Annotated in this window: 16 protein-coding genes and 1 riboswitch; of the genes, 8 read left to right on the top strand and 8 right to left on the bottom strand. The window is 67.0% G+C overall.

Annotation, left to right across the window (positions count from 1 at the left end):
• Window positions 1–21: 21 nt before the first annotated feature.
• Window positions 22–2,499: an acyl-CoA dehydrogenase gene (locus QP552_RS15835; protein WP_111112534.1), complete on the bottom strand. Its 2,478-nt coding sequence runs from the start codon at window positions 2,497–2,499 to the stop codon at window positions 22–24.
• Window positions 2,496–3,413, bottom strand: a complete 918-nt coding sequence (locus tag QP552_RS15830) for an alpha/beta hydrolase (protein ID WP_049428119.1) — start codon at window positions 3,411–3,413, stop codon at window positions 2,496–2,498. The genes QP552_RS15835 and QP552_RS15830 overlap by 4 nt, the downstream gene beginning before the upstream one ends.
• Before the next feature lie 141 nt (window positions 3,414–3,554).
• Here QP552_RS15830 and QP552_RS15825 point away from each other — a divergent pair, with 141 nt between their 5' ends.
• Together QP552_RS15825 and QP552_RS15820 are read left to right on the top strand one after the other, a co-directional pair.
• Window positions 3,555–4,154 carry a TetR/AcrR family transcriptional regulator gene (locus tag QP552_RS15825; RefSeq protein WP_005410690.1) on the top strand — a complete coding sequence of 200 codons (600 nt, stop codon included), beginning with the start codon at window positions 3,555–3,557 and terminating at the stop codon, window positions 4,152–4,154.
• Window positions 4,155–4,385: 231 nt separating this feature from the next.
• Window positions 4,386–7,343, top strand: coding sequence for a TonB-dependent receptor (locus tag QP552_RS15820; protein ID WP_286074031.1), 2,958 nt, complete (start codon window positions 4,386–4,388; stop codon window positions 7,341–7,343).
• A gap of 186 nt (window positions 7,344–7,529) precedes the next feature.
• Here the strand turns inward: QP552_RS15820 and QP552_RS15815 are convergent, their stop codons facing one another.
• Window positions 7,530–8,342: a hypothetical protein gene (locus tag QP552_RS15815; RefSeq protein ID WP_024956328.1), complete on the bottom strand. Its 813-nt coding sequence runs from the start codon at window positions 8,340–8,342 to the stop codon at window positions 7,530–7,532.
• A 150-nt stretch (window positions 8,343–8,492) separates the two neighbouring features.
• Window positions 8,493–9,386, bottom strand: a complete 894-nt coding sequence (locus QP552_RS15810) for an Hsp33 family molecular chaperone HslO (RefSeq protein WP_099555274.1) — start codon at window positions 9,384–9,386, stop codon at window positions 8,493–8,495.
• Between the two features lie 77 nt (window positions 9,387–9,463).
• Here QP552_RS15810 and mtgA point away from each other — a divergent pair, with 77 nt between their 5' ends.
• The 3 genes from mtgA to QP552_RS15795 are packed head-to-tail and all read left to right on the top strand — an operon-like array spanning window position 9,464 to window position 11,670.
• Window positions 9,464–10,213: a monofunctional biosynthetic peptidoglycan transglycosylase gene (gene mtgA / locus QP552_RS15805; protein WP_106551269.1), complete on the top strand. Its 750-nt coding sequence runs from the start codon at window positions 9,464–9,466 to the stop codon at window positions 10,211–10,213.
• A 46-nt stretch (window positions 10,214–10,259) separates the two neighbouring features.
• Window positions 10,260–11,279, top strand: a complete 1,020-nt coding sequence (locus tag QP552_RS15800) for a glycosyltransferase family 2 protein (RefSeq protein WP_099555279.1) — start codon at window positions 10,260–10,262, stop codon at window positions 11,277–11,279.
• Entirely contained in the window at window positions 11,239–11,670 is a 432-nt protein-coding gene (locus tag QP552_RS15795; protein ID WP_012511858.1) for a CBS domain-containing protein, read from the top strand. The genes QP552_RS15800 and QP552_RS15795 overlap by 41 nt, the downstream gene beginning before the upstream one ends.
• Before the next feature lie 493 nt (window positions 11,671–12,163).
• Here QP552_RS15795 and QP552_RS15790 read toward each other — a convergent pair whose 3' ends face one another.
• The 4 genes from QP552_RS15790 to QP552_RS15775 all read right to left on the bottom strand — a co-directional run bounded on the left by QP552_RS15790 (window position 12,164) and on the right by QP552_RS15775 (window position 17,698).
• A complete protein-coding gene (locus QP552_RS15790) occupies window positions 12,164–14,134 on the bottom strand; it encodes an AsmA family protein (RefSeq protein ID WP_286074030.1) in 1,971 nt (656 codons plus the stop codon).
• A gap of 82 nt (window positions 14,135–14,216) precedes the next feature.
• The gene (locus tag QP552_RS15785) at window positions 14,217–14,855 is read right to left on the bottom strand and encodes a hemolysin III family protein (RefSeq protein ID WP_010482744.1); all 639 of its coding nucleotides are present in this window, start codon (window positions 14,853–14,855) and stop codon (window positions 14,217–14,219) included.
• Between the two features lie 275 nt (window positions 14,856–15,130).
• Entirely contained in the window at window positions 15,131–16,735 is a 1,605-nt protein-coding gene (locus QP552_RS15780) for a peptide chain release factor 3 (protein WP_106551018.1), read from the bottom strand.
• 66 nt (window positions 16,736–16,801) lie between these two features.
• Entirely contained in the window at window positions 16,802–17,698 is an 897-nt protein-coding gene (locus QP552_RS15775) for a M23 family metallopeptidase (protein ID WP_286074029.1), read from the bottom strand.
• 148 nt (window positions 17,699–17,846) lie between these two features.
• Window positions 17,847–17,965: riboswitch (SAM riboswitch) on the top strand.
• A gap of 77 nt (window positions 17,966–18,042) precedes the next feature.
• Here QP552_RS15775 and QP552_RS15770 point away from each other — a divergent pair.
• The 3 genes from QP552_RS15770 to QP552_RS15760 are packed head-to-tail and all read left to right on the top strand — an operon-like array spanning window position 18,043 to window position 21,370.
• Window positions 18,043–19,074, top strand: coding sequence for a homoserine O-succinyltransferase (locus QP552_RS15770; protein WP_111204774.1), 1,032 nt, complete (start codon window positions 18,043–18,045; stop codon window positions 19,072–19,074).
• Window positions 19,071–20,306, top strand: coding sequence for an O-succinylhomoserine (thiol)-lyase (locus QP552_RS15765; protein WP_286074028.1), 1,236 nt, complete (start codon window positions 19,071–19,073; stop codon window positions 20,304–20,306). Before QP552_RS15770 ends, QP552_RS15765 begins: the two co-directional genes overlap by 4 nt.
• Window positions 20,303–21,370 carry a homoserine dehydrogenase gene (locus QP552_RS15760; RefSeq protein WP_049428101.1) on the top strand — a complete coding sequence of 356 codons (1,068 nt, stop codon included), beginning with the start codon at window positions 20,303–20,305 and terminating at the stop codon, window positions 21,368–21,370. The genes QP552_RS15765 and QP552_RS15760 overlap by 4 nt, the downstream gene beginning before the upstream one ends.
• Window positions 21,371–21,426 lie beyond the last annotated feature (56 nt).

The raw sequence follows: 21,426 nt of genomic DNA, 5'->3' as shown, positions 1-21,426 counted from the left end.
GGCAACGCGTGTCGCGGGCGATCAGGCCGCCTGCGAATGCGGGTCCTTGTGCTGGCGGTCGTAGTAGCTGGCCGCGCGCAGTTCGTGGGTGTCGAAGTCGTCCACGGTGATCGTGTCCAGGGTCAGCGTGCGCAGCTCTTCCAGCAGGCTGCGCTCGTCCTGGGTGATCACGCCTTCGGCCACGGCCTCGTCCAGCTGCGCCTTGAAGTCCAGCGCCTCGATGCCCTTGCTCTTCAGTGCCTTCAGGAACTTGCGCTCCACCGGCTCGGCCATGATCGCCTTGCTCAGGTAGCTGTTGATGCGGCCACCCGGGTTGTTCTCGCACGGGGTCAGGAACACGCCACTGGCGAGGCGATCGCGCGCTTCGTTCGGTGCCATCAGCAGGGCGGCAACACGGCGGCTCAGGCGATCACCCGGGGCCTCGGCACGACGGCCGAGCGGGAAGATCAGCGCCCACATCAGCCAGCCGATCGGACGGATCGGGAAGTTGCGCAGGGCGGCCGACAGCGATTCCTCGATCTTGTGCACGCTGTCATGGAAGGCCCAGGCCAGCAGCGGCTGGTCGGCCTGCGGTGCGCCCTCGTCGTGGTAGCGCTTGAGCATGGCGCTGGTCATGTAGACATGGCTCAGCACGTCGCCCAGGCGGCCGGACAGCGATTCCTTGAACTTCAGCTTGCCGCCGAGGGTCATCATCGAGATGTCGGCCATCAGCGCCAGGTTGGCCGAGTAACGGTCCAGCTTGCGGAAGTAACGGCGGGTGTAGGCATCGCCCGGGGCGGCACCGAAGCGCGCGCCGGTCAGGCCGAACCAGAACGAACGCACGGCATTGGAGAGGCCGAAGCGGATGTGGCCGAACAGGCTGCGGTCGAACTCCTGCAGGCCGGCACGGGTGTCCGGATCCTGCGCCGCCTTCATTTCCTTCAGCACCCACGGGTGGCAGAGGATCGCACCCTGGCCGAAGATCAGCAGGCTGCGGGTCATGATGTTGGCGCCTTCCACGGTGATCGCGATCGGTGCCGCCTGCCAGCTGCGGCCGGCGAAGTTGCGCGGCCCCAGGATGATGCCCTTGCCGCCGATCACGTCCATCATGTCCGAGATCACTTCACGGCTCATGTTGGTGCAGTGGTACTTGGCGATCGCCGACGGCACCGACGGCACGTCGCCACGGTCGACCGCAGCCGCGGTGGCCTGCGACAGCGCGCTGATCTTGTACGCCTTGCCGCCGATGCGGGCCAGCGCTTCTTCCACACCCTCGAAGCGGCCGACCGACAGGCCGAACTGCTTGCGGATGCGTGCATAGGCGCCGGTCACGGCGGCACCTGCCTTGGCACCGCCGCTGGCGGTGGAGGGCAGGGTGATCGAGCGGCCCACGGCCAGGCACTCGTTGAGCATGTTCCAGCCCTTGCCGGCCATGGCAGCGCCACCGATCAGCTGGGTCAGCGGAATGAACACGTCCTTGCCGCGGATCGGGCCGTTCTGGAACGTCGAGTTCAGCGGGAAGTGGCGACGGCCGATTTCAACGCCGGCGGTGTCGCGCGGCAGCAGGCCCAGGGTGATGCCGATGTCGCGGGTATCGCCGATCAGGCCGTCCGGGTCGTACATGCGGAACGCCAGGCCGATCAGCGAAGCGACCGGGGCCAGGGTGATGTAGCGCTTGTCGAAGGTCAGCTTGACGCCGAGCACCTGCTCGCCGTTCCACTCGCCCTTGCAGACGATGCCGTAGTCGGGAATCGAGGTGGCGTCGGAGCCGGCGAACGGGCCGGTCAGGCCGAAGCAGGGCACTTCGCGGCCATCGGCCAGGCGCGGCAGGTACTGGTCCTTCTGTTCCTGGGTGCCGTAGTGCACCAGCAGTTCACCCGGGCCCAGCGAGTTCGGCACGCCGACGGTGGAGCTGACCACCGAGGACACCGAGGCCAGCTTCTGGATCACCTTGTGGTGGGCCAGCGCGGAGAAGCCCAGGCCGCCATATTCCTTCGGGATGATCATGCCGAAGAACTTGTTCTTCTTGATGAAGGCCCACAGCTCCGGCGGCAGGTCGGCGTGGACGTGGGTGATTTCCCAGTCGTTGACCATCGTGCACAGCTCTTCGACCGGGCCATCGAGGAAGGCCTGTTCTTCGGTGGTCAGCTGCGGCTTCGGGTAGTTGAGCAGGATGTTCCAGTCCGGATCACCGGTGAACAGTTCGCCCTCGAAGCCGACCGAGCCGGTCTCCAGCGCGATGCGTTCGGTCTGCGACAGCGGCGGCAGCACCTTGCGGAACACCTTCATCATCGGGCCGGTCAGCAGCGGCTTGCGGATGAACGGCAGCAGCAGCGGCACAGCGATGACGGCCAACACGGCGGCAGCCACGATCGTGGCGGTCTGGTTGACGTAGGGGATGAACCAGCAGGCGACCAGCAGGGCCACGCTGATCAGCGTCCAGGTAACCAGCCGCATGCGGTGGTAGGCGACGAACGCGCCTGCCAGCAGCAGGGCGAGGAAGGGAAGAACGATGCTCATGAGCGTGCTCCGGTGACGTGCTCGTTTGTGGCGGACGAAGCCGCAGCATCCGCTGCGGGCAACACGTCCAGATAGTCCAACACAGTAGCGGTAAAGGCGTCGTTGTCATCGCCGGCGACCATGTGCGTGGCCTGCGGCAGCTGTACGTGACGCGCGTGCGGCGCCAACGCCAGGAATTCGGCCACGGTCTGTGGCGTGACCAGGTCGCTGCGGCCGCCGCTGACCAGCAGCAGCGGGCACTTCACCTGGCGTGCGGCCTCGGCCAGCGCATCCTGGTGCTGCTCGCTGTCGCGCGCCAGTTCGGCCACCAGGCGCGGGTCCCAGTGCCAGCGCCAGCGGCCCTGGCCGTCCTCGCGCAGCAATGCGCGCAGCGACTGCTCGGATTTGCGAGGACGGTGCGGCATGTAGGCCGAGATCACATCGGCGGCCTGGGTGAGCGAGGCGAAGCCGTCGGGATGGGCGGTCATGAAGGCCAGGATGCGTTCAACGCCGGCGGTATCCCAGCGCGGGGTGATGTCCACCAGCACCATCGCCGAGAACAGGCCCGGCCAGCGCGATTCGGCCAGCAGGCCAAACAGGCCGCCCATCGAGGCTGCAACCAGCACCGGCGGGCGCGGCTGTTCCCCGGCCAGCACGATGAGGTCATCAGCGAACTGTTCGCCGTGATAGGGCAGTTCGGCGGCATTCCAGTCCGAATCGCCGTGGCCACGAGCGTCGTAGGCCAATGTCTGCAGTCCCGCCGCAGACAGGGCCCGCGCGGTGGCGTTCCAGGCATGCCGGGTCTGGCCGAAGCCATGCGCGAACAACACCCGGCCACGGCGGCCATGGTCGCTGGCAGTCGCAGCCAGGCGCGCGCCATGGGCGGCCTCCAGGCGAAGATCATGGAACGCAGCGGGAGTAGGGGACGTAACCATACTTGCTAGTATGGATCGCTTGTGAGGGAAGTCAATACTGCACGGTATGGTGCGCTGCGGCAGGTGCCCGGGCGGGCGCCGCGACGGTTTCGGCCGCAACCGCGTACTGCAACGAACCCCGGCGTATGGTTAAATCAGCCCATGAATCAACCTGACGCTTCCGCCGGCGAACCGCGCGCCGGCCGCAACAGCCGCCTGAGTGCCGAAGACTGGGCCCAGGCAGCTCTCGATCTGATTGCTGAACAAGGTGTGGGTGCCGTCGCGGTGGAACCGTTGGCGCGGCGCCTGGGTGTGACCAAGGGCAGTTTCTACTGGCACTTCCCGTCGCGTGATGCGCTGCTGCAGGCGGCGCTGGAACGCTGGGAACTGTTCGAACAGGAACAGGTGTTCGGCAGCCTGGAGGATGTGCCGGATCCGCGCGTGCGCCTGCGCCAGTTGTTCCAGATGGTGGCGCACGAAGTGCAGCCGCACATCATCTACAGCGAACTGCTGAAGGCGCTGGACCACCCGATGGTGCGCCCGGTGATCGACCGCGTGTCGCAGCGCCGGCTCGACTACCTGGTTGCTTCGTTCCGCCAGGCCGGGCTCAGCTCCACCGATGCACGGCATCGCGCACGCCTGGCCTATGCAGCCTACGTTGGCTTCCTGCAGCTTTCGCTGCAGCTGCAGCAACCCAAGCAGGCCCGCGAGGATTTCGAGGCCTATGTCGAGCATCTGATCGAGACGCTCATTCCCAGCTGAATGGGAAAACGGCGCCCTGCAAGTGCCGAATGCGCCTTGCAGGGCGACCTCAATGCGCCAACGTATGTCGTAGTGAGACTGGTTTCACGCGATTTGGGCGTTTTCTTAACGACTCTTTAATTCCAGATCAAGTGTGGCTACTATCGGGTCACCAGCCGTTTTTTGTGCCTCCCTTTTGGGGTACGTCGGTTGGACTCAGCACACAACCCAAGATCCATGGAGAGAGAGCCCATGAAGTTGAACAGCAACAAGCTGCGCGATGCTGTGTGCGTTGCGCTGGCCGCCAGCGCCGCATCCGTTGCCGGCACCGGTGTGGCGTCTGCCCAGACCGCCACCAACCTGGACCGCATCGAAGTCACCGGTTCGCGCATCCGTACCGTCGACGTCGAAACCGCCCAGCCTGTCCTGACCCTCAGCCGCGCCGACATCGACAAGCAGGGCTTCTCGTCGGTCGCTGACATCCTGCAGAACATCAGCGCCGTGGGTACGCCGCCGATCAGCCGTGCCCAGCCGCTGTCCTCGGGCGAAGCCGTCGGCGGCACCTACATCAGCCTGCGTGACCTGGGCGCCACCCGCACCCTGGTGCTGCTCAACGGCAAGCGCCTGGGCATCACCACCGGTGGCCTGCAGGACATCTCGACCGTGCCGGTCTCGGCCATCGAGCGCATCGAAGTGCTGAAGGACGGCGCTTCGTCGATCTACGGTTCCGATGCCATCGCCGGCGTCATCAACATCATCACCCGTACCAACTTCGAAGGCGCTACCGGCAGCGTCTACTACGGCCAGTACAGTGAAGGCGACGGTGCCACCCGCACCATGGACTTCACCATGGGCGTGAAGGGTGAGCGCGGTTCGCTGACCATCGGTGCCGAGTACGCCAAGGAAGACAAGGTGGCCGCGGCGGATCGTCCGTACGGCGCCTTCCCGCGCAGCGCCAACCATCCGGACTTCGGCTGGACCACCGTCGGTGAGTTCGGCGGTTTCGTCAGCCGTCCGGCCGATGGCCTGCCGGGCGTCACCTATCCGGCGGCCAGCGCGAGCAACCCGAACCGCGAAGTGCGCGTGATCCTGCGTGAGGGTGGCAACGCGAGCAACAAGGCCGACTACGTCGCGCAGAACGTCAACAGCTTCTCCACCAAGGACAAGACCAACACCAACCTGCAGACCGACCTGCGTACCCCGCAGGAACGCCGTGCGGTGTTCGTCGATGGCATCTACGACCTGACCGACAACGTGCGCCTGCGCACCAACATGCTGTACAGCTTCCGCGATTCGAACCGCCAGATCGCCGGCTATCCGTACGGCGCACTGGCCTTCGGTTCGCCGATTTCGGCCAGCAGTGTGTTCAATCCGCTGGGTGCTGACATCGCCAACTGGTGGCGTCGTACTTCGGAAGTGCCGCGCAACACCCGCGCCGAGCTGACCACCTTCCGCTTCAGCGGCGGCCTGGAAGGCAGCTTCGAGTTCTCCGACCGCCTGTTCGACTGGGATGTCGGCTACCTGTACAACAACAACAAGCTGGTCCAGACCAGCACCGGCGACCTCAACCTGACCGCGCTGCGTGCGGCCGTGGGTCCGTCGTTCATCAACAGCAGCGGCGTGGCGCAGTGCGGTACCGTGGCCAACCCGATCGGGCTGAACCAGTGCGTGCCGTACAACCCGTTCCTGCATGCCGGCATCCAGAGCAATGGTGCCAACGGCGCATTGACCGGCAATACCGCCCTGCAGAACCTGCTGTTCCCGTCCGCGCACTCCACCGCCGAGACCACCACCAAGGTCGTCACCGCCAACCTGGCCGGCAGCCTGTTCACCCTGCCTGCCGGTGACCTGGGCTTCGCCGTGGGTATCGAACACCGCAAGGAAACGGGCAGCTTCAGCCCGGACGCGCTGGTGCAGTCGGGCAACACCTCCGGCCTGGCCAACTTCCCGACCGGTGGTGGCTACAAGGTTGACGAAGTCTATGCCGAGTTCAACGTGCCGATCCTGGCCGACCTGCCGGGCGCCCGCGAGCTGAGCCTCAACGCGGCCACCCGTCATTCGGACTACGACACCTTCGGCACCACGCTGAACAGCAAGTTCGGCTTCAAGTGGAAGCCGATCGACTCGCTGCTCATCCGCGGTACCTGGGCGGAGGGCTTCCGTGCCCCGACCATCGCCGACCTGTACAGCGGCGGTTCGCAGTCGTTCGACTTCTTCACCGATCCGTGCGATTCGGTTTACGGTGCAGCGCGCACCAACGCTGCGGTGCGTGCCCGTTGCGCCGCTGCACTGCCGGCCGGCGTAAGTGCGGCCACCTTCCGCCAGCAGCAGCAGGGCTTCACCCCGACCACCGCTGCATCGTCGCAGACCCCGCTGGCCTTCGTCTCCGGCTCCAACGACCAGCTGACCCCGGAAACCTCGACGTCCAAGACCCTGGGCTTCGTCTGGAGCCCGGGTTTCATCCAGAACTTCAACATGTCGCTGGACTGGTGGGAAATCCGCGTCGAGAACACCATCATCTCGGACACGGCCAACCTGATCCTCAACGACTGCTACGTCAACGACATCGCGGCACGCTGCTCGGCGTTCACGCGTGATCCGGTGACCGGCATCGTCAACAACCTCAAGCGCACCGGCATCAACGCCGGCTACCGCGAGGTGGAAGGCTTCGACCTGGATGTCAGCTACCGCCTGCCGACCGATCGTTTCGGCAACTTCAGCGCGCAGTGGACCAGCACCTACACCTCGCGTGATGACCTGGTCACCACCAAGAACCCGGTCACCCACCCGAATCCCCGCACCGGCGTGGGCTGGGCGGGCGGCGCCTTCCGCGTGCGTTCGAACCTGAACCTGGGTTGGGAAATGGGTGACTTCGGCGCCAGCTGGACCGTCCGTTACTTCTCGGGCATGAAGGAATCGTGCCTGAGCGCCACCACGTTCCCGGAAGAGTGCAACCTGCCGAACTACGCCTCGCCGAACAACCAGGGCGTGGCGGTGGGCAGCGCGACCAACCAGCGTGGCGCGACCGTGTTCAACGATGTCCAGCTGCGCTGGAACGCACCGTGGAATGCGACCGTGGCCGTGGGTGCCAACAACGTGTTCGGCCGCGTGGGTCCGACCATGTACAGCCAGCCGAGCGCGAACGTCTCCTACTATGGTGGCTTCGACATCGGTCGCTTCCTGTACATGAAGTACACCCAGCGCTTCTGATCGCGGCGTAGTCCGTACGTGTGACATGGCCACGCCCCGAAAGGGGCGTGGCTTTTTTCATGGGCGCGAAGGCGATGCATGCCTGGCGCACGAGCGGAAGCTGCGCGCAGCGCTATGCTGGTAGCGGTGGCGCCATGGAAAAGGAGGGGGTTCGGCAGCGTTGCCGCTGCGACGAGACCAGGGCCTTTAGAGGTCCTGCTCGTAGCGTACGTACGGCACGGTGCCGTCGTCGTTGCTTTCGTTGCGTGGCGAGAACGGATTCTTGCCGCGGCTGATCACGTTCTCGGCGCCCACGGTGAGCTGGCCGGACCACGGCGTGCGCCAGGTCAGGCCGATGCCAAGGCCTTCCCACTTGCCGGGCTTGCCCGGCACGTCGATGACGCGGCCGATGATGCTGCCGGTGAAATTGCCGTAGCCGGCGCCGATGCTCAGGCTCTTGCTGTCCCAGCGGTCGGCGATGGCCGGCGAAGCGTCGGCCAGCGGTACCAGGCGGGCCTTGGCGTAGGTGCCGGCGATGGAAACGAAGCCTTCGCGGCCGATGTTCTTCTGCGCGAACACGGTCAGGTCATTCTGCTCGGCGCGCAGCGAAGGGGTCTTGTTCGGGCCCGCCAGCCATGCCGGCAGGGTTTCACGGCCGGTTCCGGCGGTGATGCCGAGGCGGCTGCTGCCACGGTTCAACGCGGCGGTGCCGGTGAAGCGCCGGCTGTTGAGGTCGTCCTCGTCGCCGAGGCTGGCCAGCATGCAGTGACTGGCCAGACCGCTCATGCTGGTCCCGCTGCTGCTGCAGAGCAGGCCCAGCGAATCGCCGGAGGACAGGCCAAAGGCCGCATCCAGCGAGTTGCGGCCGAAATGCCAGCGCGCCCCGGCCGCCTGTTCACCGGTCGGCTCAAGGTACAGCAGGGCCTCGACCTTGCCGCTGCCCTTGTTCCATACCGGCAGCACGGTGCGGGTGTCCTTGCTCTGCGCATGCACGCCCGTGATCGCGCCAAGGGCGATCATCATGGCCAGCGGTAGACGCAGGAAGGTACGCATCGAACCAGTTCAGACAGGAAAGGACAACGGAAGTTCCCGCAGATACGGGAACTTGATCGTAGGGTGTTTATGAATTCTTAACAAGCCTTGATCCCCCCAGATGCAAGACAAGCTGTTTTACTGAAGCCGTTCAGGTGCCGGCACGGTCCCCTCGGCACCGTGGAACAGTATGCCGAACTCCGTCAACGGAAAGTGATACTCCCGCCCGCAGAATTCGCAACGGACCTCGACGGCGCCGGTGTCTGCAGCGGCGGCACGGGCCTCGTCCTCACCCAGCGACTGCAGCATCGACGCGACCCGCTCACGCGAGCACGAACAGGCGAAGGACAGCGGCTTTTCGCCCATCAGCGCCGGCTTCTCCTCGTGGAACAGGCGGTGCAGCAGCTGCTCGGCCGGGGTGGCCAGCAGTTCGGCCTTGCCCAGGGTCTCGAACAGGGCACTGGCGCGCGCCCAGCCGTCCTCGTCGCCTTCGTCGCCCGGCAGCTTCTGCAGCAGCAGGCCGGCGGCGCCATTGCGGTCGGCGGCCAGCAGCAGGCGGGTCGGCAGCTGCTCGGACTGGCGGAAGTAGTCCTCGAAGGCTTCGTCCAGCTCCGGTGCGGTCAGTCCGACCAGGCTCTGGTAGCGCTGTGGTTCACGCGGGTCCAGGCCCGGGTTCTCGATGGTGATCGCGAGCAGGGCGTCATCGCCAAGGCTGGACAGGTCGCGCGGCGCATCGGCGCCTTCGCTGAGCTGGGCGATGCCGCGCAGGGTACCGGCGGCGGTGCACTCGGCGAACAGGGTGCGCAGGGCGGTGCTGCTGCGCAGCTGGATCGACAGGCGTCCGTCGATCTTGGTGTGGCCGGTGAACAGCGCCGAAGCCACGCAGGCCTCGCCCAGCAGCTCGGCAGCGGTATCCGGGTACTCGGCGTGGGACAGGATTTCCTGCCAGGTGGCCTGCAGGCGCACGTGGACGCCACGGACGCCAGCGTCGGGGAGCAGGAAGCGGATCAGGGAATCGGGGTTGGCGGTCATCGGCTCACATCGCGCGTAAACGGGGGCGGTTGCCGGATAATGCGCCGACAACCAGATAGAAGAAGGATGCACCAGTAATGGGGGCAGGGGGAGAGCAGCACAAGGTGGAAGCCGTCGCAGAAGGCCCGCGCCGCAGGCGCTGGCGCTGGAAACGGCTGCTGTGGCTGCCGGTGCTGCTGGCTGCTTTCAGCTGCCTGCAGGTCCTGGTGCTGCGGTTCATCGACCCGCCCGTATCCACCGTGATGCTGTGGCGCTACGCAGAGGCGCTGGGCGAGGCGGACTGGTCCTATCGCCTGCATTACCAGTGGCGCGACCTTGACCAGATGGCGCCGAGCCTGCCCATCTCGCTGGTGGCGGCGGAGGACCAGCGCTTCCCCGACCACAACGGCTTCGACCTGCAGGCGATCGAGAAGGCGCGCGACCACAATGCCAAGGGCGGGCGCCTGCGCGGTGCCAGCACGATCAGCCAGCAGGTGGCCAAGAACCTGTTCCTGTGGCAGGGGCGCAGCTGGGTGCGCAAGGGCCTGGAGGTCTGGTACACAGTGCTGATCGAAGCGCTGTGGCCGAAGGAACGCATCCTGGAGATGTACGCCAACATCGCCGAGTTCGGCGACGGTGTCTATGGCGCGCAGGCGGCAGCGCAGACGTTCTGGGGCAAGGATGCGGCGCGGCTGAGTCCGGCCGAGAGCGCGCGGCTGGCCGCGGTGCTGCCGGCGCCACGGCGCTACAACGCCGCAAAGCCCGGGCCGTACGTGCAGCGGCGCGCTGCCTGGATCCAGCGCCAGGCACGGCAGCTGGGTGGGGCCGCGTACCTGTCGGACGAGTGAGCGCGCGCCGCCTGATCTGTGGGCGGCGGCAACGTACAATCCGGGCATGACCCGCGAACGGCTCACTTTCGTCATCGCCGCCTACAACGAGGCCCTGGCACTGCCGTTGCTGCATCCGCGGTTGTGCGCGGTGCTCGATGCGCTGCCCGACATCGACGGCCACATCCTGTACGTGGACGATGGCAGCCATGACGGGACCTGGGAGGTGATCGCCCGCCTGGCGCAGGCCGACGCGCGGGTCTCCGCACTGAAGCTGTCGCGCAATTTCGGCAAGGAAGCGGCATTGACCGCTGGCCTGGACCTGGTGCGCGAAGGTGCGGCGATGATCCTCGACGCCGATGGCCAGGATCCGCCTGAACTGGTGCCGCAGTTCATCGCGCGCTGGCGCGAGGGCCATGACAACGTCTATGGCACGCGCCTGGCGCGCGATGGCGAGGCCTGGATCAAGCGTGCCACGGCGGCGATCTTCTACCGCGTGATGGGGCGCCTTTCGCGTACGCCGATCCCGGCCGACACCGGGGATTTCCGCCTGCTGTCTCCGCGCGCGCTGAGTGCGCTGCGCGAGATGCGTGAGCGCCATCGTTTCATGAAGGGGCTTTTCAGCTGGGTGGGCTTCAAGCGCGTGGCGGTGCCCTATCACCGCCACGCACGCGTGGCCGGCACCAGCAAGTTCAGCCTGTGGCGGCTGTGGAACTTCGCCCTGGAAGGCATTACCGGGTTCTCGACCGTGCCGCTGCGTGCGGCGACCTACCTGGGGCTGGCAACCGCGGCGGTGGCCTTCGTGTTCGGCCTGTGGGTGATCGTCAAGGCTGCGCTGTACGGCGACCGGGTGGCGGGCTGGCCGACGATGATGGCGGTGATCCTGTTCCTGGGCGGGGTGCAGCTGATCGCGCTGGGCCTGATCGGCGAGTACCTGGGGCGGCTGTACGAAGAGTCCAAGCAGCGGCCGTTGTACCTGGTTGACGCGTGGCTAGCATCGTCCGTGGCAGACTCGGCCCTGCAACCCACCCTCGGAGGGCAGGCGGATGACCACGGTACGGCAACTGTTGGACGGCAAGTCTCCTGAAGTACATGCGGTCGCGCCGGATGCGGCGGTGATCGATGCGATCCGGTTGATGGCGGAAAAGGGCATTGGTGCGGTGCTGGTGATGGACGGCCCGAGGCTGGTCGGCATCTTGTCCGAGCGCGATTACGCGCGCAAGATCGTGCTGCGTGATCGTTCTTCGCGCGATACGGCGGTAGCGGAGATCATGACGGCGCAGGTGGTGACGGTGTCGCCGGGTGAGCAGGTGGAGCATTGCCTGCAGCTGGTGACCGACTACCGCATCCGCCACCTGCCGGTGGTGGAGGGCGCGCAGGTGCTGGGGGTGATCTCGATCGGTGACCTGGTGAAGTCGGTGATCGATGCGCAGCGGCGCGAGCTGGATCAGCTGCAGCAGTACATCGTTGCGGGGTGAGTTTTTCGCTGGCGGGCCTGCGGCCCGCCGGCCCGCTTTTCGAAGCTCAAAGCCACAGCCAAAGCCAAAGCAGCGCCTTCCTGATACGTCGGAGAGGCGGAGGGCATGGGCGTGCAGGACACGCCGCAAGTACGTCCCTGTAGGCTCGATGGCGCCATCCATGGCGCCAACGGTCCTGCACGCCCATGCCCTCCGCCTCCGGACACATTTCTGCGAGCGCGGTGCGTACATGCGCGGTGCCTAGCCTTTGGTAGCTGCCAACCTTGGTTGGCAACAGCTTTTGACTCTGCTTTTTTCTTTTGACTTTGAATTTCCGCTCTCGTTCCGCGCACGCAGGAAACTGTCCGGAGCCGGAGCAAGGCGGCAGGCAGGACCGTGAGGCGCATGGATGCGCCGACCGAGCTTACAGGGACGTATTTACGGCGTGTCCTGCCTGTCGCCTTGCTCCGGCTCTACGCGCGGGAAAAGAGGCGCCGCGAACAACGCCGTAAACCTACTTCGCATACTGCCCACCGCAGTCGGCATCCTTCCCCGGCCCCAGTTCGATCGTTGCCAGCAGCGCCGCCGGCGGGGCAATGCTGCCCAGCGCCAACGCCACGGCGCCTCGAATGCCCAGCGCCTTGAAGTCCGGGCGGAACGACGGGGCTTTGAAGGTGCCGGCGATGTGCAATGGCGAGCGCAGCACCAGGATGCTCTTGTCCTTCGGGCGTGGCTTCAGCAGCAGGTCAAGGGTTTCGTCGCGCAGGCTGACCGTGCCTTCGCCGATGAGGATCGTATCGGTGGTATCCACCGCCAGTGCCTGGCTGGTCATCAGGCCATCGCGCACGCCGAAGTCGGCGAAGGCGCAGCGCAGGGGAATCTGCTTGTCGCCGGTCACCAGGAATTTCAGTGATTCGGTGATGTCCAGCCCAGCCAGTTCCATCACCAGGTTGCCGACGTGGCCGCGCCCCATCGCCAGGCCGACCTTGCCGCTGCTGCTGCCCAGCATCGCGGCGATCGAGTTGCCGCGCCCGCTCAGGTCCACTTCGCCGCCGATGCCGCCCTTGGCCTGCTCGGCCAACTTCGCGTCCGGGAACAGCTGGCCCAGCTGCACGCCGCGCACGCTGGCCTTCAACACGGTGCGGATCTGCGGCTGGCGTGCATCCATGTGGATCGTGCTGCGGATATCGCCGCCGGCCACGCCGAAGTTCAGCGGGTCCAGCCGCAGCACGCCGTCATCCAGCAGTAGGTGCGCGTCCATGTCGTCCAGCGGCAACGAGGGCGCATTGATGCGGTGGGCCTTCCAGCGCACGTCGGCATCCATCGCGCGCAGCTTGCCCAGGTTGTAGGGCGTGTCGGGCAATACCCGGCTGCTGGCGGCGACACGGGCGGCCTGTGCCTTCTGTTCCGCATTCGCGGTTTCGCCGCCGCCGGTCTTCGGTGGCGCTCCGACGAAGCCGGCCAGGTCATCGAAGTCCAGGCGCTTGGATTCCAGTGTTGCGGTCAGCCGTGGACGGTCGCGTCCCACCTCGAACTGCAGGTTGCCACCGAGGTCGCTGTCGCCGACCTTGCCGGTGAAGCTGTCGTAGCGCCAGACGTTGTGGTCGCGCTTCAGTCGTCCGTCCAGGGCGTAGGGCGGTGAGGGGGGGATGGCAATGCCGAGCAGCGGGTACAGATCCGATAGGTCCTGTCCGCTGAGCGCGAACTGCAGGTCGAACATCCGCAGCTGGAACGGATTGGTCAGCGTGCCACTGGCCACCGCGTGCGTAGCGCCGGCACGACCGTCGAGGTGGATGCGGAACGGATGGTCGCTGTTGGTCAGCTCCAGCGGTGATTCGGTTCCGCCCTGCAGGGTGAACGGATTGCCCTGCCAGTGGCCCTTGCCCTGCACCAGCAGCGGCGGCGAGGCATCGGCCTGTTTCGGTTGGCCACTGCGCACGCCCACGCGGATGTCGGTGCGGCCCAGTGCGTCGAGGAACTGCAGCCGGCCGTCGTCGATGCGCAGGCGCTTGAGCTGCGGGCTTGTCCCGCCGCTGCTGTCCCCCAGGAAATCCCAATTGCCCGGCTCGCCCTTGCGCGGGGCGGTTTCCAGCAGCACGTCGGGCCGGGTCAGGCGCACTTCCGGCAGCTGCACGCTGCCGCGCAGCAGGGGCCACACACGCACGTCGATTTCGACGCGGTCGGCCGTGGCCATGTTCGGCTGCTTTGCCCAGCCGGCGTTGGCGAAGGTGATCGCATCGGCACGGATCGTGCTGGTGCGGCCGAGGTCGACATCCAGATGGCCGATGTGCAGCGCACGGCCGGTGCGTGCCTGCACCGTGCGCTCGACCGGCCCCTTGAACCAGTTCCAGTCCCACAGCGCGATCAGCACCAGCAGCGCGGCCAGCAGGAAGATCAGTACGGCCAGCCAGCGCCGACCGCGCGGGCCCGGCGGGCGCAGCCAGCGCGACGTACGGGGCGCGGCAGGGGACATGGCAGCATTCACGCCGCCATGGTTGCCCCCTCATCGTGGACGGGGCGCGAAGCGTCCATGTGCATCATGTGCACATGCGGCGCGCAGGTCCGTGTTACAGCACCTGCATGGTCACCGCGACGAAGTGGCAGACGCTGCCGCCGATCACGAACAGATGCCAGATCGCGTGCGAATAGGGGATCGATTCGCGGTGATAGAAGTAGGTGCCCAGCGTGTACGACAGGCCGCCGGCCAGCAGCCAGCCCAGGGTCCAGCCGTCGATCGAGGCCAGCATCGGCTTGATCGCCACGATCACCAGCCAGCCCATGGCGATGTAGATGCCGGTGGAAAGCGCCTTGAAGCGGCCGGTGTAGAACAGCTTGAACACCACCCCGGCCAGGGCCAGGGTCCAGATCGCGGCGAACAGGCCCCAGCCCCAGGGGCCACGCAGGCCGATCAGGGTGAACGGGGTATAGGTGCCGGCGATCAATACGTAGATCGCGCAGTGGTCGAACACCTTCAGGCGGCCCTTGGCGACCGGGTGCTGGATGGCGTGGTACAGCGTGGAGGCGGTGTACAGCAGCAGAAGCGCAATGCCGAATACGATCGCGCCGGCCAGCTGCCAGCCATCGCTGTAGATGGCCGCCAGGGTGATCAGTACTGCACCGGCGCCCAGGGCGAGCACGGCACCGAGGCCGTGGGTCAGGGCGCTGGCGATTTCTTCGCGGATCGAAGCAACGGAAGTCGTGGACATGGCGTAGGCATCGTTCGCGGGGAGGGGGACCCGCACCCCCCTATCATCGCCGCGATGGGCGGCGCATGCACGCCGGTCACCGTATGGTCGATGAATCCCTGGGTTGCATGGATGAACCGGCGATTGGTGCTGGGGTCAGAGCCCTTTCCTGCGGAAAGGGATCCGACCCCACGGCTCCGAACGGGCGATCAGTAGATCCACGCCATACGTGGATAAATGCCGGTAGCACTGGGGTCAGAGCCCTTTCCCGTGGAAAGGGATCCGACCCCGTCGCATCAGCCTGCCGAAACGGTATGCGCCGCTTCGCGGGTGGCCGAGAAACGCACGTCCGGCGAGCGTTCCTGCGCCAGCTGCAGGTTGACCCGGGTCGGTGCCAGGTAGACCAGGTGGCCGGCCGCATCCAGTGCCAGGTTCAGCGCATTCTTCTCGCGGAACTCTTCCAGCTTCTTCTCGTTGCTGCAGTGGACCCAACGCGCGGTGGTCACGCTGACCGGCTCGAAGGTGGCTTCCACGCCGTACTCGTCCTTCAGGCGATAGGCCGCCACGTCGAACTGCAGCACGCCGACGGCACCGAGGATCAGGTCGTTGCTGGTCAGCGGGCGGAAGAACTGGGTCGCGCCCTCTTCGGACAGCTGGGCCAGGCCCTTCTGCAGCTGCTTGAGCTTGAGCGGATCGCGCAGGCGCGCGCGGCGGAACAGTTCCGGGGCGAAGTTCGGAATACCGGTGAAGGTGACCGCTTCGCCTTCGGTGAAGGTATCGCCGATGGAAATGGTGCCGTGGTTGTGGATGCCGATCACATCGCCCGGCCACGCTTCGGCGGCGATTTCACGATCGCTGGCCATGAAGGTCAGGGCGTTGGCCAGCTTCATTTCCTTGCCGGTACGCACGTGGAAGGTCTTCATGCCGGCGCTGAAACGGCCCGAGCAGACGCGCATGAACGCCACGCGGTCACGGTGCTGCGGGTCCATGTTGGCCTGGATCTTGAACACGAAGCCGGTGAGCTTGTTCTCTTCCGGGGCGATCTCGCGGCCGGTGGTGGAGCGTGCCTGCGGCGACGGCGCATGCTCGACGAAGAAGTCCAGCAGCGGCTGCACGCCGAAGTTGTTCACGCCCGAACCGAAGAACACCGGGGTCTGCTTGCCGGCGCGGTAGGCCTCCAGGTCGAACGGGTGGCTGGCGCCCTGCACCAGTTCCAGCTCGTCGCGCAGGTCGGCCAGCATCTGTGCACCGATCTTCTCGGCCAGGCCGGGTGCATCGATGGACGGGAAGATGGTCGAGTCCTGGCGGGTGAAGTTGCGGCCCGGTTCGTACAGGTGCACTTCGCCGGTGAGCAGGTGCACCACGCCCTTCAGGCGCTGGCCCATGCCGATCGGCCAGGTGACCGGGGCGCACTGGATGCCCAGCACGGTTTCCACTTCATCCAGCAGCTCGATCGGGTCCTTGCCCTCGCGGTCGAGCTTGTTGATGAAGGTCATGATCGGGGTGTCGCGCAGGCGGCAGACTTCCATCAGCTTGATGGTGCGCTCTTCCACGCCCTTGGCCACGTCGATCACCATCAGCGCCGAGTCCACCGCGGTCAGCACGCGGTAGGTGTCCTCGCCGAAGTCGGCGTGGCCGGGGGTGTCGAGCAGGTTGACGATCTTGCCTTCGTATGGGAACTGCATCACCGAGGAGGTGACGGAGATGCCGCGCTCCTTTTCCAGCGCCATCCAGTCGGACGTGGCGTGGCGGGCGGCCTTGCGGCCCTTGACCGAACCGGCCATCTGGATCGCGCCTCCGAACAGCAGCAGCTTTTCGGTCAGCGTGGTCTTGCCGGCGTCAGGGTGGGAGATGATGGCGAAGGTGCGGCGACGCGACGCTTCGTTGGCGACTTCGGACATGGCAGTGGCGCCCGCCCGGGGCGCTTTTCAAAGAGATAAGCGCCCGATTATACCGGCCGGGGCCGGTCAGCGCCCGGTGCCACCGTCGGCCTCGCCCTGGCGGGCGAACTGCAGCTGGCCCTGCTCGGTGAAGATGCGCGCCGGCACCGAGCGCAGGCCCATGCCGCGGTTGACCTGTACCACGAAGTGCAGATGTGGGGCGCTGCTGTAGCCACTGTTGCCGGACAGGCCGAGGGGTTGCCCGGCTCCCACCGCCTGGCCACGGCGCACGCGCATGCCGCCCGCCTGCAGGTGGCCGTACAGGGCCATGCTGCCGTCGCTGTGCAGCACGCGGATGAAGTTGGCGCGGCCGCCATCGCGTTCGCGGTCCTGGCCGTTGCCACGGAAGCCATCCTGGATCTGCATCACCGTGCCCTCGCGTGCGGCCAGCACCAACGTGCCTTCAGGCAGCGCGAAGTCGACCGCATCGCGGTTTTCCTCGTCATCGTGGCTGAACCGGCCCTGCGGCGCCTGATCCACGCGCAGGCGCGCATCATCGAAGGGCAGGCGGTAGGCCACATCTTCGGCCTGTGCGGCGGGGTTGCCCGGTACCGACTGCAGGCGCAGGTCCAGCATCCGGCCGTTGACCGGCGCGGGGAGGTGGCCGACCACCAGGCTGCTGTCGCCCTGTATCAGTGACTGCACCGGCAGGCCGTCGACCGGGTGCCCGGGGGCCGCGCGCAGTTCGATCTGCAACGGGCCGGCCAGGGTGTTGTCGATGCGGGCCTGCCATTGCTCGCCGATCGGCTGCAGGCGCAGCTGGGCCATCGGAAGGGCCTCCTTCGCGACCCCTGTCCTCGCGTCGGCGCGGGCGGTGGTGGGCGCCTTCGGCAGCATCCCCCAGCCCTGGCGCCAGTCACTGGCGCCGGCGGAGGCACTGGCCAGCAGCGGCAGGAGCAGGCAGGTCAAGGGCAGGCGTGGCATCAGCGGATTCAGAAAAATGGACCGCCGGGACTGTACCCGATCCTGAACGGAGGGACCGCGACGCCCCTCGCATACTGAGGATGAAAATATTCATCGCTTTATCCGCATGAAGGGATTGACAGTGCCCGGCAGGGCTGGCATCGTGGCCCCACCATCGAGACCGGCAGAGGGACAGGCCCTTTGAAGCCGGGGCAGCCCGCGGATGCGAAAGCGTCCGCGTAGGTGCCAAATCCTGCGGGGACCGTGGCGTCCACCGAAAGATGGTTCGAACCATGCACCGCACGTGCATCTCGAACGCGAGCCCCGCGAAGGCTCGATGGCCGATTCCCCAACCGGATCCCGCCATGAGCTTCGCTGCCAGTACCGCCGTTCGCCCCGAACCCTTTGTCCCCGTCAGCGTGCCGGTCGAAGACCGCGTGCATGCCGAGCGCGGCGAGTTCGCCGCGGTGCTGTCGATGCGTCATGCCGGCCCCAGCCCGGTGCGCCTGCGCTACGAGTGGGTCGGCCCGGCCAACGCGCCGGTGGTGGTGCTGGCCGGCGGCATTTCCGCGCATCGCCATGTGGCCTCCAACCCGCAGTTCAGCGAGAAGGGCTGGGCCGAAGAGCTGGTAGGCAGTGGCCGCACGCTGGATCCACAGCAGCTGCGCGTGCTGGCGTTCGACTTCATCGGGGCTGATGGTGCGCTGGACGTGCCGATCGATACCGCCGACCAGGCCGATGCGTTGGCACTGCTGCTGGATCATCTGGGTATCCGCACGCTGAAGGCCTTCGTCGGCTATTCGTATGGCGCGCTGGTCGGCCAGCAGTTCGCGATCCGCCATCGTGCCCGCGTGCGCCAGCTGGTGCTGGCCAGCGGTGCGCATCGCCCGCACCCGTATGCCGCCGCCTGGCGTGCCTTGCAGCGCCGCGCCGTCGCACTGGGCCAGCTGCAATGCGGTGAAGATCACGGCCTGGCGCTGGCCCGGCAGTTCGCCATGCTCAGCTACCGCACCCCGGAAGAGTTCGGCGAGCGCTTCGACGCCGCGCCGGAAGTGATCAACGGCCGCGTGCGCGTCGCCGCCGAAGACTATCTCGATGCAGCCGGTGCGCAGTACGTCGCACGCACACCGGTGACCGCCTACCTGCGCCTGTCCGAATCGATCGACCTGCACCGCGTCGACCCCGCCGCCATCCTGCCGCCGACCGTGGTGGTGGCCGTGGAAGGTGACCGCCTGGTACCGCTGGCCGACCTGGTCGGCCTGGTCGAGGGGCTGGGGCCGCGCGGCAGCCTGCGCGTGCTGCGCTCGCCCTACGGCCACGACGCCTTCCTCAAAGAAACCGATCGCATCGACGCGATCCTCGCCACCGCCTTCCGCACCTCTGGAGAGTCCGCATGAGCCTGCACGCCAACGAGCCGTCCTGTAGCCGCACCACTGCCGCCGTCCGTGCCGGCATCGATCGCGACACCGCGCATGGCGCGGTCACGCCGCCGATCGTGCTGTCGTCGAACTTCAGCTTTGAAGGCTTCGGCAACAAGCGCCAGTACGACTACACGCGCAGTGGCAACCCGACCCGCGACCTGCTGGGGGAAGCGCTGGCCGAGCTGGAAGGCGGCGCCGGCGGCGTGATCACCGCCACCGGCATGGGCGCGATCAACCTGGTGCTGAACGCACTGCTGCAGCCAGGTGACACCCTGGTGGTGCCGCACGATGCCTACGGCGGCAGCTGGCGCCTGTTCAATGCGCTGGCGAAGAAGGGCCATTTCGAACTGGTCACCGCCGACCTGACCGATCCGCGCGCGCTGGCGCAGGCGCTGGCCACCCAGCCGAAGCTGGTGCTGGTGGAAACCCCGTCCAACCCGCTGCTGCGCATCACCGACCTGCGCTTCGTCATCGATGCCGCGCACAAGGCCGGCGCTCTGGTGGTGGTCGACAACACCTTCCTGTCGCCGGCGCTGCAGCAGCCGCTGTCGTTTGGTGCGGATCTGGTGCTGCATTCCACCACCAAGTACATCAATGGCCACAGCGATGTGGTCGGTGGTGCGGTGGTCGCGCGCGATCCGGCGCTGCACGAGCAGCTGGTGTGGTGGGGCAATGCGCTGGGCCTGACCGGTTCGCCGTTCGATGCCTTCCTGACTCTGCGCGGCCTGCGCACGCTGGATGCGCGCCTGCGCGTGCACCAGGAGAACACCACTTCGATCGTGGCGTTGCTGGACCAGCATCCGGCGGTCGGCCGCGTCTATTATCCAGGCCTGTCCGATCACCCGGGCCACTCCATCGCCGCCCGCCAGCAGAGTGGTTTCGGCGCGATGCTGTCGTTCGAACTGGCTGACTGCGAAGGTGATGATCCGCATGCCGCAGTGCGTGCCTTTGTCGATGGCCTGCGCTGTTTCACCCTGGCCGAATCGCTGGGCGGTGTTGAAAGCCTGGTCGCGCATCCGGCCACCATGACCCATGCGGCGATGACCGCCGAAGCGCGTTCCGCCGCCGGCATCAGCGAAGGCCTGCTGCGCCTGTCGGTGGGCATCGAGGCCGAGCGTGACCTGCTGGCCGACCTGGGCGCCGCGCTGCAGCGCGCCGAAGCAGTGATCGATGCGGCTGCACGCCGCAAACAGGTGGTGGATGCATGAGCGCGCTCGCCGCTGAAATTCCTGCGCTGGGCGTGGGACGCCTGGCGCTGCTCGGCACCGGCACGGTCGGCTCGGCCTTCGTGCAGCGTTACCAGGCATTGCGGGCGCGTGGTCTGGAACTGCCCAGCGTGCAGTGGCTGGCCAATTCACGCACTGCGCTGGAAATCGATCGTGACCTGGCGTTGCCGCTGGAGCTGGCACGACGTGCACCGCGCGATGGACAGAGTTCGCCGCCGTGGGCGAGCGCCGAGGGGCTGGAGCGTGGCGATGTTGTGGTCGACGCCACCGCCAGCGAAGACGTGGCCGCGCGCCACGTGCAGTGGCTGGCGCGCGGCGTGCACGTGGTGACCGCCAACAAGCTGGGCCGTGGTGCGCAGCTGGCACGCGCGCAGGCGATTGCCGAAAGCTGCGCCGACAGTGGCGCGCGCTATGGCGACAGCGCGACGGTGGGCGCGGGCCTGCCGCTGCTGAGCAGCCTGCGTGCGCTGGTGGCCGGTGGCGATCACATCCATGCCATCGAGGGCGTGCTGTCCGGTTCGCTGGCCTGGCTGTTCCATCGTTACGACGGCCAGTCGCCGTTCTCGGCGGCGGTGCGCGAGGCGTTGGCGGCCGGCTACACCGAGCCCGATCCGCGCCTGGACCTGTCCGGCGAAGACGTGCGGCGCAAGCTGCTGATCCTCGCCCGCAGCAGTGGCCTGGCGCTGGATGCCGCGCAGGTGCAGGTGGATTCGCTGGTGCCAGCGGCGCTGGCGGCGTTGCCGCTGGAGGAAGCGGTGGGCGCGCTGGAACAGCTGGACGCGCCGTTGCAGGCGCGCTGGCAGCAGGCGCGCGACAACGGCCGCGTGCTGCGTTTCGTTGGCCGTGTTGATGGCGAGGGCGCGCAGGTGGGCCTGCGTGAGCTGCCTGCGGATCACCCGCTGGCGCAGGGGGCAGGCACCGACAACCGCGTGGCCATCCACAGTGATCGCTACCAACGCCAGCCGCTGTTGATCCAGGGACCGGGTGCGGGGGCGGAAGTCACCGCCGCCGCGCTGCTGGATGACGTGTTGCGGATCGTGGGTTGAGGGATCGCCGGGCATGGCCCGGCGCTACCCGTGCCGATCCTGGTAGCGCCGGGCCA

This window comes from Stenotrophomonas sp. 59 (assembly GCF_030291095.1).
In the GTDB taxonomy this organism is placed as follows: domain Bacteria; phylum Pseudomonadota; class Gammaproteobacteria; order Xanthomonadales; family Xanthomonadaceae; genus Stenotrophomonas; species Stenotrophomonas maltophilia_Q.
Note: the sequence above shows the minus strand (reverse complement) of the source record. Positions and strands in the feature narration are given on the sequence as shown.